The following is a 20,054-nucleotide window of genomic DNA, read 5'->3' as shown; positions in this document are numbered from 1 at the left end:
CAGGGGAGGAAGCTACACATGATCGGAGCTATAATTGGCGATATTGTCGGTTCCAGATTTGAATGGGATAATCATCGCTCGAAAAATTTTGATTTTTTAACATACAAGTGTTTTTTCACTGACGACTCGGTGATGTCATTAGCTATATGTGATGCACTTATGAGCTGTAAACGTGATTATAGAGACTTGGGCGACCAAGCTGTTAAATCCATGCAAGTTATTGGAAGACCCTATCCGAATTGCGGTTACGGAGGAATGTTCTATAAATGGATGTATAGTGATACTCTTGAACCATACAACAGTTTTGGTAACGGTGCTGCAATGAGAGTAAGCGCCTGTGGTTATGTAGCCAATTCCATCGAAGAAGCTAAATTACTTTCGCACAAGGTGACAGCTGTAACACATAACCATCCTGAGGGGATAAAAGGCGCTGAAGCTACTGCGGTTGCAGTTTTTCTGGCTCGTAGCGGGAAAAATATCTTAGAAATTCGTGATTACATTGATAAGTACTACTACCCCATGAATTTCTCGCTCGATGGAATCCGGGAAACGTATCAATTTAACGAAACTTGCCAAGAAACAGTTCCGCAAGCACTTGTTGCTTTCTTCGAGTCTTCCAATTTTGAAGACGCAATCCGAAACGCTGTCTCTATTGGTGGAGATAGTGATACGTTGGCTGCAATTACTGGAGGCGTCGCAGAAGCCTACTACGGTGCGCCGACACATATCAGGAAACATGCACTGACATTTCTTGATGAGCGGCTTCTGAGGATATTGCTTGAGTTCGAAAATCTATATCCCGCAAAGATGGAAAAAGTACAGTCTTCAGGGAGTGTCAGCATTAAAGAAGAGTCTGCCGGAGCCAAAATAAAAACTGGAGGTAGAGAAGAAATGATCCAATCAGCAATGGATGCTGCTGATGAAGCGCTAAATAACAGTACTTCAGAGCCTGAAGAAACAACAAGTCAAAAGCTGTTTTCTCACCTTTTTGAAGCCTGCAATATTCTGCGGGGTCCAATTAATCAAGATGAGTATAAAAGCTATGTAACGCCAATTCTCTTTTTTAAACGATTATCAGATGTTTATGATGAAGAAACACAAGCCGCATTAGAGGAATCTGGTGGTGATGAAGAATTCGCCAGTTTTCCAGAAAACCATCGTTTCATTATTCCTGATGGGTGCCATTGGCAGGACGTTCGTGAAGTTAGTGAAAACGTCGGAGTAGCAATAGTCAAGGCAATGAATGGAATAGAACGTGCCAACCCAGATACGCTTAATGGCGTATTTAGCAGCTTTGACGATGCAAACTGGACAGATAAAACAAAGCTATCGGATGAACGATTGAAAGACCTTGTTGAGCATATGTCAGAGATTAAGGTCGGAAATAGTAACTATTCTGCTGATGTTATGGGCGACAGTTATGAGTTCTTAATTAAAAAATTCGCAGATTTATCAAAGAAGAATGCGGGCGAATTTTATACCCCGCGCTCAATTATAAAGCTTCTGGTTATGCTCTTGGCACCACAAGTTGGTGAATCTGTATATGATCCTGCAGCTGGCACTGGAGGTATGCTCATTGAAGCTATCCATTATATGAAGGGTGATAAACTCACTTATGGCCGTATCTATGGTCAAGAGAAGAACCTTGCAACTTCGGCCATTGCTAGAATGAATCTTTTTCTTCATGGCGCAAAGGAATTTAAAGTTACTCAAGGCGATACGCTGAGATCGCCAAATTACTTAGAAGGCGGTAAATTGAAAACCTTCGATTGTGTCATTGCGAATCCTCCATTTTCTTTGAAGAACTGGGGCGCTGAGCAGTTTAGTTCTGACATCTACGGTCGCAATATATGGGGAAGCCCTACGGATTCTAATGGTGACTTCGCTTGGTTGCAGCACATGGTTAAATCCATGGATCCAAATACCGGACGATGTGCAGTTGTGCTTCCACAAGGTGTACTATTCCGTGGTGGAAAAGAAGGCGAGATTCGCAAACAGCTTGTCGAGTCCGATAAGTTGGAATGCATTATTACGTTAGTAGGTGGCGTTTTCTACTCAACAGGTGTTTCGGCTTGTATCCTACTTCTGAATAATAACAAACCGAATAAGCATAAAGGTCGTATATGCATGATTGATGCTTCAAGCATTTATACTCCCCAGCGAGCACAGAACATTATGTTTGAAAATGACATTCGGAAGGTGTTTGATTACTACACTGATTACGAGGATGTAATTGAACACGTGAAGATCGTAAATATAGATGATATCCGCGGTAAGGATTACACACTGGCAATCAACAAGTATATTGAAAAGAAAGAACAAGAAACTGTGCCGCCCGCAGAGGTTCGAAGAGAGTATTTTGAAGCTTTTGACGAGATGGTTGCAGCCGAAGAAGAAATGATGAAATTACTCCTGGCAGGAGGATATATCAATGAGTAAGCGTATTACAATTGAAGAATTGCAGACTTACCTTTGGAATTCTGCAGTACTATTACGTACAAATATCGATGCTGGAGCATATAAGCAGTATATATTCCCGCTGTTGTTCTTCAAGCGTATCAGCGATGTTTATGATGAGGAATGCGAACAAATTCTTGAAGAATACGATGGAGACGAAGAAGCTTTAACGTGGGAGGAGAATCACCGTTTCATCGTGCCGGAAGGCTCTCACTGGCGTGATGTTCGAGAAGTAACAGAGAATGTAGGAGTTGCAATTGTGAATGCTTTCCGAAAAATAGAAAATGCAAATGCCAACAAACTGCAAGGCATCTTTGGCGATGGCGCTTGGACGAATAAAAATCGTCTCCCTGATCGGTTACTGAAAGAGTTAATTGAACATTTCAGTACTAAAACACTCTCAATTAAGAACTGCCCGGAGGATGAGCTAGGACAGGGATATGAATATCTGATAAAAAAATTTGCTGATGACAGCGGCCATACCGCGCAGGAATTTTACACGAACCGTACGGTAGTACACTTGATGACGGAAATGCTAAACCCTGAATCCGGCGAATCCATATATGATCCTACATGTGGCAGTGCTGGGATGTTGATTTCAGCAATTGCATACTTGAAGGATCAGAAAAAGGAATGGCGTAATGTATCGGTCTTTGGACAAGAAATTAACGCACTTACATCCGCCATTGGCAAGATGAATCTATTTCTTCACGGGGTGAAAGATTTTGATATTGTCAACGGTGATACATTAAAAACACCTGCTTTTATTGAAAAAGGGCAACTGAGACAATTTGATTTGATTCTTGCCAATCCACCTTACTCTATCAGTCAATGGGATCGTGAAGCATTCGCTAGCGACAAATACGGTCGGAATTTCCTTGGTGTCCCACCACAAGGACGTGCTGATTATGCTTTCTTGCAGCATATAATCAAGAGCCTTAATGAGGAAACCGGTCGCTGTGCAATTCTGTTCCCTCATGGCGTGCTATTTAGAAATGAAGAGCACGCGATGCGAGAAAATCTCATTCGCAATGATATGCTTGAATGTATTATAGGGTTAGGACCTAACCTGTTCTATAACTCTCCAATGGAAGCTTGTATCATCATCTGCCGAATGAATAAGCGTCCTGAGCGTCGCGGCAAAGTTCTGTTCATCAATGCAGTCAAAGAAGTTGAACGCAAAAATGCGCAGAGTTTTTTGGAGGAAAAGCATATCCAAAAAATTGCTAAAGCTTATGACGATTATATAACGGATAGCGGTTTTGCTAGTGTTGTAACAATTCAGAATTTGGAAGAAAACAACTTTTCTTTAAGCATTCCACTATATGTAAAGCACCCAGGACAGAATATTGAAGTTGATGAGCGGACCTTGCAAGAGCACTATGAAGGCTGGAGAACCGCTTCAGAGATTATGAAAATTCGATACATGAAATTGAATGAAATGATTGGGAAGGGGGGCGAGGGCAGTGAGTAGGGTACTCTTAGGTGATGTTGCTAAAGAACGCAGAGAAACTTGCAAGAGCAGTAAAGATGGATACCCGATTGTAGGCCTTGAACATCTGACACCAGAAGAAATTAAATTGACAGCATGGGACGAAGGTAAAGAGAATACTTTTTCGAAATTTTTTCGCGAAGGAGACATTCTATTTGGACGACGTAGAGCTTATCTAAAGAAAGCTGCGGTTGCCCCGTTTGATGGCATTTGTTCAGGAGATATCACAGTTATCGAGCCAAAACCTGAAAGAATAGTTCCGGAATTGCTTCCTTTTATAATTCAGAACGATGCATTGTTCGACTTTGCAGTAGGTAAGTCAGCTGGTTCTCTTTCGCCGCGTGTTAAATGGGAGAACCTTAAAAACTATGAATTTGAATTGCCAGATATGGAAAAGCAACGTGAGTTGGCGAAGATCCTGTGGGCTATAGACACAACTAAAAAGACTTATCAAAAACTGCTGCAGAAGACAGATGAGTTGGTGAAATCTCAATTTATCGAGATGTTTGGCGATCCAATTGCTTTAGAGAAATCTATAAAAGCAGTGCCGCTGGGAACAGTTTGCTTTATGAAGGCAGGTAAGTTTGTTAAGGCAGATGACATCCACGAAGTGAATGAAAATGGCCTTTACCCTTGCTTCGGAGGTAATGGATTACGAGGATATGTTGACAGATATATATACGATGGTGAATATCCAATAATCGGTCGTCAAGGGGCTTTATGTGGTAATGTCCAGTACGCAAAAGGACAGTTCTATGCCACCGAGCACGCCGTAGTTGTTCAACCAACTGTGAGGATAGATACTGTTTGGTTGTATCATATGCTTACACTATTAAATTTAAATCGGTTAGCTACCGGGGCTGCGCAGCCAGGATTGGCTGTAGAGAGGCTCGCTGATGTAAAAATCATCGTCCCTCCGCTTATCCTGCAGGAGCAGTATGCAACCTTTGTTCGCCAGAGCGATAAATCAAAATTTGAACTGGAACAAGCTCGTAAAGAGCTGGATTCCACTTACAAGAGAGTCATTGCCGGAAATCTCGGGTGACATGAAATGCTGTAATACTATTTTACTTCCTTCTAATCAGCTCGTAGGAGACGTTTATTACGAGAGCAAAGATTATTCATGCAATCAATATCGATATTTTTATTAAGATTGGAGGGCCATCTGATGTTTAATGAAGACAATACGATTGAGCAAATGGTTCTTACATCGCTCAAAAACAATGGTTGGAAGTTTATCTCCGCCGAAGAATTGCAACGTGAATATTCTGACGTAATGGTTGAGACTATGGTGAAAGAGGCGCTCATTCGTCTTAATCCTGAAATTGCTGAAGAACCATCCCGCGCAGATGAAGTTATCTATAAACTGCGCACGTTAATATTGTCGGTTCAGCCGCACAACCTAGTAACGCAGAATGAAATGTTCAAGAAGATGGTTTTTGAAGAGAATTCCTACCCATTCGGCAAAGATGGACGAATGATTCCCATTCGATTCTTTGGAACAATGACTAAAGAAGACTTGGCGCTTAACGATTATGTTGTCACCAATCAATGGGTATATCCACAAAAAGAGAATGGTAAGAGACTAGATATTGTTCTATTGATTAATGGATTTCCGGTGGCGATTGGTGAATTGAAAACACCTGTTCGTAATTCTATAACATGGTTGGATGCTGCTGGAGATATATCCGCATATGAAAGAAGCATACCAGGCATGTTTGTAACTAACATATTCAATTTCGCAACAGAAGGCAAATGTTATAGATATGGTTCAGTTTGCATGCCAGTTGGAATGTGGGGTCCATGGCATACTCCGGATCATAAAAGTGAAGGAAGTCTTGCAGATGTGAAAATCAGTGTTGAAGATATGATTACACCTGAAAAGATCATGGACATTTTTCAGTTCTTTACATTATTTGCAACCGATAAAAAGTATCGCAAATATAAAGTCATATGTCGTTATCAACAATATGAGGGTGCGAATCTTATTGTGGAACGCGTAAAGGCTGGATACCCAAAACAAGGTCTTATCTGGCATTTTCAGGGTTCGGGTAAATCATTGCTGATGGTTTTTGCAGCACAAAAACTTAGAATGAGGCCAGAATTAAACAATCCAACAATAGTTATCGTTGACGACCGAATTGACCTAGAGACGCAGATAACTGCAACATTCAATGCATCTGATATTCCTAATCTTGTAAGTCTTGGCTCGAAAGACGATTTAGAATCCTTCTTTTTAGGAGACCAGAGAAAGATTGCAATTACAACAATCTTTAAATTTGGTGATATTAAAAAGGAACTTAACCCTAGAGACAATATCATACTTATGGTGGATGAAGCTCATAGAACTCAGGAAGGCGATCTAGGTAGTAAGATGCGTCTTGCTCTTCCGAATGCGTTTTTCTTTGGCCTTACAGGTACACCAATTAATCGTATTGATAAAAATACTTTCAATACATTTGGTGCAGTGGAGGATAAGAGTGGATATATGAGCAAGTATTCCTTCTCGGATTCAATCCGTGACAATGCGACGCTCCCATTGAATTTCGAACCGGTACCAGTTGACCTGCATGTAGATAGAGAAAAGCTCGATGCTGAATTTGATGCATTAACAGAAAATTTATCTAAAGAAGATAAAGCAGAGCTGTCTCGAAGAGTCAACATGAAAGCAATAATGTATGACCGTAAGCGTATCAGAAAGGTATGCGAACATATAGCCAAACATTACCGAGAAAAAATTGAACCGAATGGATACAAAGGTCAGGTTGTGTGTTATGACAGAGAGTGTTGCCTTATGTATAAAGAAGAACTTGATAAATTGCTAGGTCCGGATGCAACTACAATTGTTATGGACACCAACAATGACAAGGAAGATAAGTATAAAGCCTATAAACGTGATAGGGACGCAGAAGGAAAGATTTTAGACAGATTTAGAGAACATAACGACCCACTGAAGCTTGTAATAGTAACGGCGAAGCTTCTTACTGGTTTTGATGCACCTATATTGCAAGCTATGTATCTTGATAAGCCAATGAAAGATCATAACTTGCTGCAGGCCATCTGTCGTACTAACAGAACCTATGATGAAGGAAAGACTCACGGTTTGATTGTTGACTACGTAGGTATTTTTGATAATGTAGCAACAGCTTTGGACTTTGATGAATCGAGTATGAAAAAGGTCATCTCGAATATTGAAGAGGTTAAGAAGCAGATCCCTGCACTAATGCGTAAGTGCTTGAGTTATTTCATGGGGGTAGACCGTACAGTAGATGGTTGGGAAGGTTTGATTGCTGCACAAGAATGTCTGCCAACTAATAAAATCAAAGACGAATTTGGAGCCGATTATAAAGTGCTCAATAGAGCGTGGGATGCGCTTTCGCCAGATCCGTTTCTGAGTCCAATGAAATACGATTTTCAATGGCTGACAAGAGTATTCGAATCGGTGAAACCTACTGATGGAAGAGGCGGGTTGATTTGGGCTTCTCTTGGGGCGAAAACATTGGAACTAGTTCACGAGAATCTGCAAGTCGGAGAAGTACATGATGATATGGAAATTCTTACTATGGATGCAGATTTAATCGATGAATTCATTGAAAAACAAAAGAATCTGAGAAAAACAACGATCAAAGTTGAAATTGATTTGGTTGCGAAAATTCGAAAACATAGTAATGATGTTAAATTTGTAAAGTTAGGAGAAAAACTTGAAAATCTCCGTGAGAAACACGAACAAGGGCTAATAACCAGTATTGAGTTTCTAAAACTGCTATTAGAACTTGCGCGGGAAGCTGCAGAAGCTGAACAAGAAGTAGTGCCGGAGGAAGAAGTGGATAAAGGCAAGGCGGCATTAACAGAGCTTTTTGATGGGTTGAGGAATTCAAAGACACCAATTATCGTCGAGCGAATTGTTGGCGATATAGATGATATCGTTAAGATTGTACGTTTCGATGGTTGGCAGGGTACAACTGCAGGAAAACAGGAAGTTAAGAAAGCTCTTCGGAGTGTCGTCTGGGTCAAATACAAAATTAAAGACAAAGAAGTCTTTGATAAAGCTTATCAGTACATTGAGCAGTATTATTAATTCGGAGCTAACTTGCGAATTATCCATACGAGAGCGTAATCATAAAAGCTAAACCCTGTAATTAGTTACAGGGTTTATTTATGCTGGGTGACAGCACATTGTCCAAAGGTCACATATGTCCCGGTAGAATAAAGTGTTAGACTGAAAAAAATAGTTGTAGACTAGGAGAATAAAGATATAGACTGAGCGAATAAAGTACTAGACCGGCTGCGGGGTTACGCTAACGGGCAGGATAATTGAATGATTTCAACGAAAGAGAATGCAAGAAAGTTTGGAGTATGGAAAATATTACATTAGTGGAGGGATGAATTATGGCAGCGGAGGAGAAGTTTCATGTAATAAGTGCAAAGTATCAGGGATGGGGAAACGAGGGCGAGGATTTTTATTTTCCAGTAAATTTTTACAGTAAAGATGAAGCCATTGCACAATTTGTATCTATAGAAAAATTTACAGAAAAAAACAATAGAATGGTGCCTTACACAGCATATGAATATGATGGAAATACGTTTTATACAATTATTTATAGAGGCATTGTTGATGAAAGTGAACTTATGTATTATTGAATTCTAATCAATCGCTTGACTTTAGCGTAATCGATGAGAGTGATATTCTTACAAAAACGGATACCTGCAATCTGGGTATCCGTTTTTCGCTTCGAAATATATGAAGAGATTTTTAGAATACCAAAATAACCAATTAAAGGAGCTAGCCGAAAGAGCTTCCTTGGAAGATTTAAACTCCTAACAGAGAACTATAGATCAAAATAAACGTAAGAGAGCCATCTAAATTGGAGTGGCTCTCTTTACTGTGAGCGTGGCTCTGATTCGCTAACATCGTGGCTCTGACACATTAACCAAGCGGCTCCATTGCACCGAAATACTCACCTTAAAATTAGAATGAAGCGTTACGCTAACGAAGAACGCTAGTGTAAGAACAATTAGGAAAAGGCAGCCAATATCGGCTGCCTTTACCCCGTCAACGGGCAGAATAGCGTGGTGTTACTGTGGCATTAAAACAAAGTTTGATAATTTATAAAATAGTCTGATCGTTTATAATTAAGTTAAGATTGATAATTTGTAAATAAAAATTCTATTTTGATGTGCAGGATTTTTTATTATCCAGCAGCTCGGGCCAAGAGTTGTTAAGGGACGCTTAACGTACTTATTCAATTACAATTAGATAAAATTATAAGCTAAAAGAGCAAACGAAATTTCATGTAACAAATGTAGAAAATGCCGAAAATTACATAAGAATCCCTAGATATACTTGTTATGATTTTATATAGTCAATAGATGTAGAAGAAATTTCAAATTAGAAGTGAAAGGATGAAAAAATTGGATTACTTATATATTGATGAAAAAGGTCCGCAAGAGACAATTAGGATTACGACACCCTATGATGAAGAGAAGAAAATTAAGTTAGGAAATGACAACATGTATGTTTATGTTGCTGACATAATTAAAATAAATGAGAATAACCTCCTTAACATTGAAGATAAATATAAAATGTTAGAAGGAAAATACATGTCTTCTAGAAATTTTCCTGACGATAGAGAATTAAAAGGAAAAGATATTTTGAACAAGAATTTCAATTATGGTATTGCTAGTCTTAAAAATCGCGAACTAGATTTTTATAGTTCCTTGTTCGACTTACTCCTTGAAAATGAAGTTGATAATCTATTATTTTCGATAAACAAAATGTCTCTAGTTGTAGACAATAGATTGACAAGTTGGATTCTTGATATAGAAGAAAAACGCTATATACCGTCAGCACGGACTTTAAAATATTCTTTTGTAAAATATTTGGAGATTGAAGCTAGTGAACATGTAATTCAATCTATTTTTGATTCAAATATGGGAAATAGAGAAGTTCTTACAGAAATTCAGAAACACATGGTGGCTTTTGTTGAAAAGAACAAGCATATTAAGAGAATGGAGAGACAAATACAGAATTATAGGGAGATTATTAAAGTAATCAGAAAAACAAAGCATTTAATTAAAGACACCCCTTTTGAGGAAGGCTCATTTGATTGGAACAAGGTTTCATTTGACATTGATTTGTGGATTACAGAAATGAGCCTTGCCAATAAATTTAATATGCAGTCCACAGAACTGATTCTTGATGAAGGGATACCAGTAGGACCGTTCAAAAAATTAAAGTTTCCATCAATAAAAGAAAATGAAGATTCTACTACTCATGTTGGACTTCGAATTTCTGATGTTTTGGTCGTGATTTCTGGGAAATATATGTCTAAATTAGCGAATGATCACAGGTACAATAAAAACAATCCAGAAATAAAAAAACGCTTACCTAATGATTGGTTTCAATTAGATGAAAAGCAATTTGATTTATTGAAAAAGATGAATAAATACTTTTTCCCTAATGATTCAATCTACTGTTTTATAGTTGATACATATTTTGATGATGCACTTCAATTTGAAACTTATCTTAGATATATAAGTGCTTATGAATCTTTTCATGATTATAATAAACAAATAGAAAAACATGTTGAAGAATATTTTAATTGTTTAGCCAATGCTATGATGCTTAAATGGAATACGGCAGAATCAAACGAAATTTCGGTGAGAAGTAAATATGGGAATATGAATGCAGGTATTAAAGCTGGAATTATCCGTTCTATATGATAAAGAACCTATATGAAAAATAATATAATGGAATATAATATTAAAAGTTTGTTTTGATCAATCTTTTTTTCAAAACAAGCCTTTCTTATTGTTTGTTTATCAGGGTTATTATTGTCAATTTAATCAATCTTTATTTTAAAGCAACAGTTACCTGGCTTTTCTAAAAATATTGAGGTAAAGTTATCATTGAGCAAAATATGACAAGTAAATTATTGTAATCCATAGGAATAAGAGTAATTTATTTTACAATTTACTAAACGTACAATAAGATTTATTTTAGCAGTAGAGGCCATAGTAAATAATTAGTCCTATTTCAAATAGGGAAACAATTATGTTCAAGAATGATAAGTAAATTGTGTATACTAAATTGAGATGCGATGTTCATATCGGGGGAAACCATGGAGAAACAACAAGTTATTACAGGCCTCACAATCTTACTTAACCGAGGAATAGACAGCAGGCAAACCTCAATATTTAACGGTCAAAAGCATGATGATTTGGTTAAAGAATTAAGAGATTACCTTGATGCTAACAAAAAATTCTTGGGAGGAAACATCCATCTCGAAATCACCCAAGCCTTGAATGATCACGGTGTAGACCTTCTTTTAACAATAGAAGGCTTTTGCAAAATTGGATTTCAGGTTAAAAGCCATCATGACGTTTCAGAACAAGAATTTCAATCCAAAGTAAAGCGGCAGCTCGCGGAATCGTTTTACCATGCATTAGATAAATATTACATCTTAATCTGTAGTCCAATACATGACGGAACCAATAATTACGCAATGAAAATCAGCCACTTAATCAACGAGTTAAGCAGCTTGAAAACTAATTATCACTGCGTATTTGGACCCGACCATACCGCTGCACTCTTTACAAATCTTAATACGCTGGATGAAACACAATTTAATCTTGAATATCAGCGGTATGCATATGAGCGCGATAACATTGAAGAATTAAAGCGAATGTTAAGCGAAACGTTAAATAAGAATGACTATGAGACCGCCGAAGGCTACTTGGCGAGAAGAAAAGAGTACCGCTACACTGAACCTCAAACCGCAGCTCAGATGAATACTATCTTACATTGGAACTTAAATACCGATGAGTTGCAGGAAACTAAAGCGAGTATCATTCAATACCTTTTAGATTTAAGCAAATTAACGCAGAATTCAAGGGAAATTCTTACGGGCATTCTAGAACGTTCTAGGCCATCAGGGAGGCCGTTTAATGAAGATAGGGTCGCCCTCGTCAGAGAAGTAGAGTCTCACCTTCGAATGAGCAGCCAAGCGTTATTTGAGGAATATACTGTCTTAGAACAAGCTGGTTTTGTCTACCACGACAACGAAGACAATCGGGACTATTACTATGTGACCAGTAAAGGTGCAGATTGGCCTTTAGTCCCCAGCCTAGTCGAATATTCCGAGAAACAAGGAATACCATTAGAAACATTATTTTCTAAAATGGATTTTAGTGTTCTTGATTAATAGACTATCCGACAGAATAGAGCGGTGATCAAGCACACGATACATTAAGGAAGCTAGTTAAAGGTCATTGGAACATATGACAAATAGTCAGTTTCTGAAGCTGAACATATTATTTGTGGTTAAGCTCCCTCGAAATGATTCAATATCCTCGCTCAGACTCATGAATTCGCAGGATTTCACCTTTGGCAAAGTGGGAAAGAAGATAACCAGAGGTGGGGATCGACACTTGGGGCAATAAAAGGGCATGCGGGAATAAAGGGGAAGGAACTATCCCCAGTTTGTTCCATATCCTGCACGTCTCCAGTTCGCCCCTAGCGATTCTCACTCCCATGTCTCAACGGGTCTGCGCCCTTTCATTCCTTCGTCACATCTTGCTAAGGGGGTGGAGGTCGGTCTTTCTAACGGAACGGGTCCGAGCCTTTTTGCGTAATGTCTTCCGATACCCCGTGCTTCTTGTCATCCTGCGAATACATCAACCGGCGAAAGTGTGACCTAGGCTGCTTGAGGGAAGACCTTCGTTGAGTCGTAGGCTTCGCTTCCCTTAGCTAACGCGACAAGCATGCGGGCGACTTTACCGCACAATTTCATAATGGACTTCATTTTCTTCAACTTCTTTACCTCGACATTATGGTGGTGAAGCGCCCTAATATCCGGGTTAGTCATCACCATACACATGGCCATGAGATACAGGAAACGCCTGAGCCGCGGACGGCCGCGTTTGCTGAGTACCATTTTTCCACGCCATTTCCCGGAGCTGGCTTCGGCGAGATTAAGCCCTGCATGACGAAGTAAGGCATTGCCGTGCGCATAGCCGCTTAGATCGCCGGCTTCGCCCAACACGCCTGCCAAGCTAGTTGCATTTAAACCACGGACTTCAAGCAATTTCGAAGCGTAGGGGATTCGCCCGAGGATGAGATGGAGCTCATGCTCAATCTGTTCTAGTTGGCGCTGGGCGAGGTCGTATTCCTCAAGGAGTTGCCCCAAATGTAACTTGTATGCGTGGAGAGCCTCCGTGGCGCCAACACTACGTTTAGCTAGGGCAATGAGCTGCTCTGCCCGCTTTACACCAGCATGCCGTTTCACATACTGCTTCCAGCCGGCAAGAACTTGTTCGGTTGTTAACCGGCAGATTTCTTGCGGTAAAGGAAAGAGTCTGAGTGTGGCGATCGCGCTCGTGCAGGTGAGAATCTTGAAGACCTGGCGCAACTCCGGAAATACAATGTCGACCCAGCGGTGGATCTGGTTAACGGCACTGTTTAGCCGTTTTGTGACTGTATCACGGTTAGCCATGAGGATCCGAAGTTCCTCGTAGGCTTCGGAGTTAAACCGAACAGGGGAGTAGTATCCGTTCTTGACCATATCGGCAATGACAAGTGCATCCTTACGGTCACTCTTAGATGGTGTGTTGTCACGGTTTTCCTTGTTCTTTTTGACGAGGTGGGGATTCACGAGAACAGCCTCAATTCCTTTGCCTGATAGCCATCGTGCCAGGCTCAGCCAGTAATGGCCAGTGGGTTCCATGCCGACGATGACTTTGCTCAGCTTGTAAGACTTGAGTAGATCTTGAATCCAGTAGCTGAACAATTGAAAACCTTCGCCATGGCTGCCGAACTCCAGCGGAGATCCCAGTGCAATCCCTCGATAGCTGACCGCCCGGGCGACATGAGACTCCTGCGCAATATCTACGCCGAGGACCAAATGTAATGAGGAAATGTTTTCAATGAGTTGATTTTGTTTATCCTGCGCTTTAAACTTCATAGTAGAGTGACCTCCTAGAAGATGGGCTTTTTGAGGCTATGACCTCGTGTGCAACCCCATCGTACCGAGGCGCTCGTTTTTTTGCAAAGAGCGTATTATTCGCTTTACAGGAATTCTAACGGGAAACGATAGCTGAATAATAAGAGGTAGTCTACGACTTTATTTCCAAGTCTATAGACTGTCTTTTATTATTATGGGGGGGAGTCTAATACTTATTTCTTAAAAGCTAACGATTCTGCCTTCCATAAATTACGTTAAATCAACGAGTCCAGTCTAAACCTTTATTTTTCTCCTACAACATATTATCATTATGCCATCGTTTTGTTTATGGGACGTTACTAAAAAGGGAACTTAGGGAAATAACTAATCTCTAGTAGGAGGCTATTGCCCATGTTCTTATAGTTAATAAACCTGCCGACGGTGTAGGTTTTTATGGTACTAGAAAACACTAAACACCCCCTCAACAAATTAAGGTTTCATCCGCTCCCGAAGGATTGCAATAAGTGGGACATCCGCTGGTAAGAAATCATATTGATCGAGCTCATTTCGAGAAACCAAACGCACCTCGTCATGAACCGTAGGTTGTATCTCACCTTTAATTTTCTTTACGCGATACGCCATCAAACGAATAATCCCTTGGCTATAGGGATATACGCTCTCCCCCACATACTTACCTACTCTAACTCCAATTTGTAGCTCCTCTAGAAGCTCACGTCGCAGACATTGCTCTGGGGTTTCTCCTGGCTCTACTTTCCCTCCAGGTAGTTCCCACTTGCCGGCCGTCTCACCTGTTCCTCCGCGTTTGGCAATTAATACCTTATCGTCTTCGATCAAAATCCCCGCCGTTACCGTCTTTACATCAGCAGCAAAATGTTCAGCACGATGGCAGTTAGGGCAAACTGCAACCGCATTATCAACGGTATCTTCCCCACCATCGGCAAGAGGAATCTTGTGGTGAACCTCTAAATAGGGGGTAAGATCACTCTCCCGAATAAAAGGAGCAGGTTTACCACATAATTCGCAACACCCTTTTGAGCGCAAAAGCACTTCCACAATGACATCCGGATTTCTCTTATATGCCGTTGTCACGACTTGTACAGATCCTGCGATCTTAGCGGCATGTTTCAAACGTTCCCTGCGCAAAGCCTTGTCCGTTTCCCTTGCCGCATGAACTTCTTTAGCAGTTGCCTCACTGTACTCCTTAGGTGTTATTGCTCGTTTAATACTAAGAGAGTTCTTCTTATTTAAAACAAACCATTTTGAGCCACTGTCAGAGTCAGCATGAGCGGACTCAAACTCAAAGATACCAGTGAGATGAAGCACAGATTCTCGGTTAATAAACACATATATGGGGATGCCAGTGTTCTTGGAATCAATGATTGCAGCATTATATGCGTATGATTCACTAAAGACTCCCTCACGTGAATAGAAGTAATATTGAAGTTTTTCATTTGGAATAATCCACTTGTTTGGGTATTTTCCGTTTTCTAACGTAGCTTTAATGAAGATGGCTTGATAGTTGGGTCGATCTCCAATTAAGTAAATGCCTGCCTGAGTGTCATATGTTTGAGCAAATATTGAAATATCCCAGGAGGTATAATGTCTTCCGATTACAAAGTCATCCAAAACAGTGACATCGTCAATTTCGGAGGCGAACTTCAGGCAAAACTCTGGGTATAGGTCTTCGTATGTTTTTAAACCTAACTCTTTGAATCGGTCGTACAATGCATTCGTACCAGGTTTTGCGGGGAATTCAAAGCGTTGTAGGTAACGCTTCAGATCTCCCACTTTCTTTATTCGATGTACAATAACTTTAGAACGAGTTACCTTATTTTTGAACTCTTTTTCAAGCATTGGATGTTCGAGGGCAGGTGCCTCAACTTCATCGACTACGAAATCAACGGCGGTCTCTATCGACATAAAGTTTCTCCTATTCGTATAGCATATCTAGATTTAAGTTTTCAGTTGATTTAACAAGACCTATGATAATGTGATTACAGGCATATCTATAATACTTAGTTTAGTAGTACCTAACACTTATAATATCAGTTTAATATGTTTGATCAAATGGTATAGTATTGATGTAATGATTTGGATAGGATAAATTTGGAGGTGCAACCGGATATTATTGACCTTCTTCTATGAAAAGAGGACACTATGAAGACATATGGATGGAAAGGATCTATTATTGAATTCATTCAGGAAAAACCAGAGGACATTGTTCATGAGCTTTGTTTATACGTTTATGAACAGCCGGAAACAGAACTTAGAAATCATAATCAAGAACATATATCCCAGGTTGATGCTTGGTATGATAGTATTACTTTTTTGCGTGGAGAACTGGAGCAGCTTGCTCCGATTGAAGGCGCACTCATTTGGGAGTATTCATTACCACGTGAGAAAGGCAGAAGGCCAGATGTCCTCGTCCTACTACCGGGTGAGCTTCTAGTTTTGGAGTTTAAGCGGTATGTTGAAATACATGAGTCAGAATATAATCAGGCTTCCTTCTATGTCCGCGACTTGAAAGAATATCACTCTGCAGTTCAGGAGTGCAGTCTCAAAGTAAGAGGGGCCTTGGTTATAACTCAAGAGTTATCTTATCCTTTACAAGGAATTGAAGCCTATCAGATCTATCGAGTAGGGCGAGGTGGTCTTGCCAAATTAATTCATTCTGTAATTGCTAAATCCGATGGTACTTTACCAATAGTAGATCAAGAATTTGTTGAAGGTATCTTTCAGCCGTTACCTTCTATCATTGAATCGGCTAAATCTATCATGCGTAATGAACCATTACCGGTAATTCGTTCAATTAAAAGTAGTAATTTCGAGTCTGTTCTACAAGAAGTCGTTCACATTGCTGAACAGGCAGAACAAGAGGGAAGTCATCATCTTGTGCTTGTTGCAGGTGTCCCTGGAGCCGGGAAGACTTACGTTGGATTGACCCTCGCACACGAGTTGCAGGATGCAGTCTACGTTTCGGGTAATGGTCCTCTAGTAGATGTTCTACAGGACACTCTTAAAACAAAAGCATTTGTACAATCTTTGTATGGTTATAAGATGGATTATCTCAATCGAAGAAAAGTTCCAAAGGAGCACATCATAATATTTGATGAAGCACAACGTGCTTGGGATGCTACGCAGATGAAGCGGGATGTTAGTGAGCCCGAGGTTATCATAGAAATTGCCCAAACCAAACCGTGGTCAGTTGTGGTCGGATTAATTGGAACTGGACAACACATCCATTTGGGAGAAGAGAGGGGAATTTCTCTTTGGAACGTGGCTATTAGAGACAAACAGGTTTTTGTTCACGGTAAGGATTATAAGGATCAGTTCCCTCATACATTTCGATACATAGACCATAGTCATTTACATTTGAATGTTTCCCTCCGAACTCATGCGGCGGCCATGTATCATGAGTGGGTGGAGTTGTTATTAGAGGGCCAGTTTGAACAATGCAGGGAGCTTAAAAAAACTCTACAGGCCCATCGCTACACAATAAAACATATGGAGCGTATAGAGGACGCCATTCAATACGTCCAACGAATGTACGAAGGAACCAATAAAACTTATGGGGTTGTGCTTTCCTCAGGGGCTAGAGCCCCAAGTAATCTACAACATTTACCCAAGGCTGAGCGATATCAAAGACCCATACCTCACGTCGCTTACTACAATTACCCGGATTCCGCATACTACTGTAGAAACCTGCGATACGGTGCATCGGAGTTTCAGGTACAAGGTTTGGAGCTGGATATGGCTATCTTGTATTGGGGGGAGGATTTGATGTGGACCTCCAACGGATGGTCCTATAAGAAGTTGCGAACTGATGCAAACCATCCGGAGCAATTAAAGCAAAATGCTTATCGTGTATTATTAACAAGGGGAAGAGATGGAATCATAATTGTAGATGGGCCGAGAATGTAATTAATGGAACTCATTTTTTTCGCCAGGAGAGTGTTGTATGCCGATCGAATTGGGAGTATGGAAAATAAACGGAGCGTTAGAGCGTGTGCCTTTTTCTAGTATGGAATCTGAACAGAAATTAGAAGAAGCGATCACAAAGGATATTGGAATCATTGATTCATCCTTACTATTAATAGGACGGCAGGTGATGACAGCCTTTGGTAAGATTATAGATGTCTTAGCCATTAATTCGGAAGGCAATCTCACCATCATTGAGTTGAAACGTAATAAAACCCCTCGTGAAGTAGTAGCACAAACCTTGGATTACGCCAGCTGGGTTCTAACATTGACCTACGATGATGTTGTTCGCATTTTTAATGAAAAGAATCCTGGGTTAACCTTCGAGGAGGTATTTACAGAGAAGTACGAGGTGAATTTACCGGAGAGGCTTAATGAGAGTCATAATTTAATCATCGTAGCTGCAGAGCTGGATAATGCAACGGAAAGAATTATTAACTACTTAAATGGTTATGGGGTCCCATTAAATGTTGTATTCTTTCGTTATCTTAAAGCTGGAGATAATGAATATTTGGTTAGGTCTTGGTTACTTGACCCTAACCAAGTGGAGGCTCAAAGTAGTAAAGCAAACACTTCTAAAACAGGAAAGCAACCATGGAACGGTAGAGATTATTATGTTTCACTAGGTGATGGGGAATTTCGTAGCTGGGAGGATTGCAGGAAATATGGATTTATTTCGGCAGGCCAAGGACGTTGGTATAGTAATACGCTAAGTCAATTAAGCCCCGGTTCACGAGTCTTTGCCTGCATTCCCAAAACAGGTTACGTCGGAGTAGGTATTGTTCAAGAAACAGTAGTTCCTATAAAGGATTTTACGGTCTTAATAGAAGGTGAGCAAGTATCACTCCTTGAGGCGGACTTGGAAGTAAGTATGGATATTGATATCGACGATCCAGATTTATGTGAATATATTGTACGTGTTGAGTGGCAAAAAACTGTATCAAAAGCACAGGCTTATTGGGAAAAGGGGATGTTTGCTAATCAAAACTCAGCGTGCAAACTACGAAATCAATTCACACTAGAGAGATTGGCAAAGTTTTTCGAAGTCGATGAATAGGAAATCGATCTGACGTTTGGGTTAATTGCTATATTTTTCCTTAAAAAAGCTACTAACATTGGAGAGGGAGGAGCATAGTGTTTGTTTGACTAGAAGTGTCGATAACCGGTATGTTCCCCAATCTGCTAAACAAGGGTGGAGGTTATTTATAGTATGTAGAATTAACTACATATCCTCGAGTATGCTGGCCAAATCGGCCAAAGGTGGTACATAGCGTAAGGTGGTTGCAACATCTTTATGGCGCAGCTGATTCTTAATATCAATGATATTCATGCCGGCGGTCTGCATTAAATACCCAGCTGTTCGCCTGAGGTCGTGCGGACGTATTTGTCGAGTGAGCCCTGCATCACAGCATAACTCGGATAACATCCGGTTAACCGATGGGATCGTCATGTATTTACCTTGTTGATGGAATAGGTATTCTTCCCCTTGATTTGCATATTTCAAATATTCAGGATGTTGTGTATAACGTTTCAGCTCGTCTCTGAGATCATTTGGAATTGCCACAGGACGTTTATCAGTTTTTTGTGCTTTAAATACATGTACGATCCTTTTTTCTAAATGCAGCCGCTTCCGCTGAAGAAAGCGGACCTCTGAAATACGCAGACCCGTAATCAACATGAACCATATAAATAAAAATTCTTGTCTGTAAAATGGGTCTTCTCGCAAGGCAGCTTTAAGAAGGGCATAGCACTCTTCTTTGGACAAAGAAGTGTTCTGAATTGGGCTTTCAAATTTAGGTCTGGGATAACCTACAAGGGGATTATGATCAATTAGATCCATTTCGTAAAGAAAATCAAAAAAACCTCTTAATGGGGTTATGGTTTCTGCTATTAATCTATTTAATAACCCTTTCTTCTTTAAATCAATGACAAAGCGGTCAAATACTTCTCGCTGAATAGGAATGTACCTGTTGGGATGATCACGGCTGGCATGAAACTGATTAAAATCAAGCGATCCTTCAAAGCCTTCACTCATTAGGAAGGCTTCGAACCGCTTTAGGGCAGTGATATACTTCTCTTTGGTGCTTTTACTCAAAGTAAAATGAGCATTCCAGCACTGAAAATAGTTAGACTGAAACAGAATTCCCATATAGACTTCCTCCAGT

The 20,054-nt window shown here is 40.1% G+C and carries 12 protein-coding genes; 9 read left to right on the top strand and 3 right to left on the bottom strand.

The window, feature by feature from the left end:
• Nucleotides 1-18: 18 nt before the first annotated feature.
• From G5B47_RS16285 to G5B47_RS16255, 7 genes are all read left to right on the top strand, one after another.
• Nucleotides 19-2,439, top strand: a complete 2,421-nt coding sequence (locus G5B47_RS16285; RefSeq protein WP_165100057.1) for an N-6 DNA methylase — start codon at nucleotides 19-21, stop codon at nucleotides 2,437-2,439.
• Nucleotides 2,432-3,931, top strand: coding sequence for a type I restriction-modification system subunit M (locus G5B47_RS16280; RefSeq protein WP_165100054.1), 1,500 nt, complete (start codon nucleotides 2,432-2,434; stop codon nucleotides 3,929-3,931). The genes G5B47_RS16285 and G5B47_RS16280 overlap by 8 nt, the downstream gene beginning before the upstream one ends.
• The gene (locus tag G5B47_RS16275) at nucleotides 3,924-4,994 is read left to right on the top strand and encodes a restriction endonuclease subunit S (protein WP_165100051.1); all 1,071 of its coding nucleotides are present in this window, start codon (nucleotides 3,924-3,926) and stop codon (nucleotides 4,992-4,994) included. The genes G5B47_RS16280 and G5B47_RS16275 overlap by 8 nt, the downstream gene beginning before the upstream one ends.
• A gap of 123 nt (nucleotides 4,995-5,117) precedes the next feature.
• Nucleotides 5,118-8,027 carry a type I restriction endonuclease subunit R gene (locus tag G5B47_RS16270; protein WP_165100048.1) on the top strand — a complete coding sequence of 970 codons (2,910 nt, stop codon included), beginning with the start codon at nucleotides 5,118-5,120 and terminating at the stop codon, nucleotides 8,025-8,027.
• Between the two features lie 311 nt (nucleotides 8,028-8,338).
• Entirely contained in the window at nucleotides 8,339-8,590 is a 252-nt protein-coding gene (locus G5B47_RS16265) for a hypothetical protein (RefSeq protein WP_165100045.1), read from the top strand.
• A 762-nt stretch (nucleotides 8,591-9,352) separates the two neighbouring features.
• Complete coding sequence (locus tag G5B47_RS16260) at nucleotides 9,353-10,672, top strand: hypothetical protein (protein WP_165100043.1); 1,320 nt, start codon at nucleotides 9,353-9,355, stop codon at nucleotides 10,670-10,672.
• Nucleotides 10,673-11,070: 398 nt separating this feature from the next.
• Nucleotides 11,071-12,153, top strand: a complete 1,083-nt coding sequence (locus tag G5B47_RS16255) for a hypothetical protein (RefSeq protein ID WP_165100040.1) — start codon at nucleotides 11,071-11,073, stop codon at nucleotides 12,151-12,153.
• A 492-nt stretch (nucleotides 12,154-12,645) separates the two neighbouring features.
• On the opposite strand, the gene G5B47_RS16250 is transcribed toward G5B47_RS16255, so the two are convergent.
• Both G5B47_RS16250 and G5B47_RS16245 read right to left on the bottom strand, forming a co-directional pair.
• Nucleotides 12,646-13,911, bottom strand: a complete 1,266-nt coding sequence (locus tag G5B47_RS16250; protein ID WP_165100038.1) for an IS110 family RNA-guided transposase — start codon at nucleotides 13,909-13,911, stop codon at nucleotides 12,646-12,648.
• Between the two features lie 468 nt (nucleotides 13,912-14,379).
• A complete protein-coding gene (locus G5B47_RS16245) occupies nucleotides 14,380-15,831 on the bottom strand; it encodes an NUDIX domain-containing protein (RefSeq protein ID WP_206107396.1) in 1,452 nt (483 codons plus the stop codon).
• Nucleotides 15,832-16,068: 237 nt separating this feature from the next.
• Here G5B47_RS16245 and G5B47_RS16240 point away from each other — a divergent pair, with 237 nt between their 5' ends.
• Nucleotides 16,069-17,832, top strand: a complete 1,764-nt coding sequence (locus G5B47_RS16240; protein WP_165100035.1) for a DNA/RNA helicase domain-containing protein — start codon at nucleotides 16,069-16,071, stop codon at nucleotides 17,830-17,832.
• Between the two features lie 37 nt (nucleotides 17,833-17,869).
• The gene (locus G5B47_RS16235; RefSeq protein WP_165100032.1) at nucleotides 17,870-18,946 is read left to right on the top strand and encodes an endonuclease NucS domain-containing protein; all 1,077 of its coding nucleotides are present in this window, start codon (nucleotides 17,870-17,872) and stop codon (nucleotides 18,944-18,946) included.
• A 165-nt stretch (nucleotides 18,947-19,111) separates the two neighbouring features.
• On the opposite strand, the gene G5B47_RS16230 is transcribed toward G5B47_RS16235, so the two are convergent.
• Nucleotides 19,112-20,038 carry a tyrosine-type recombinase/integrase gene (locus G5B47_RS16230; RefSeq protein ID WP_165100029.1) on the bottom strand — a complete coding sequence of 309 codons (927 nt, stop codon included), beginning with the start codon at nucleotides 20,036-20,038 and terminating at the stop codon, nucleotides 19,112-19,114.
• Nucleotides 20,039-20,054 lie beyond the last annotated feature (16 nt).

Origin of the sequence: Paenibacillus apii, from assembly GCF_011043685.1 — a bacterium.
Taxonomy (GTDB): domain Bacteria; phylum Bacillota; class Bacilli; order Paenibacillales; family Paenibacillaceae; genus Paenibacillus_AQ; species Paenibacillus_AQ sabinae.
This window is presented reverse-complemented; position numbering and strand designations above follow the sequence as displayed.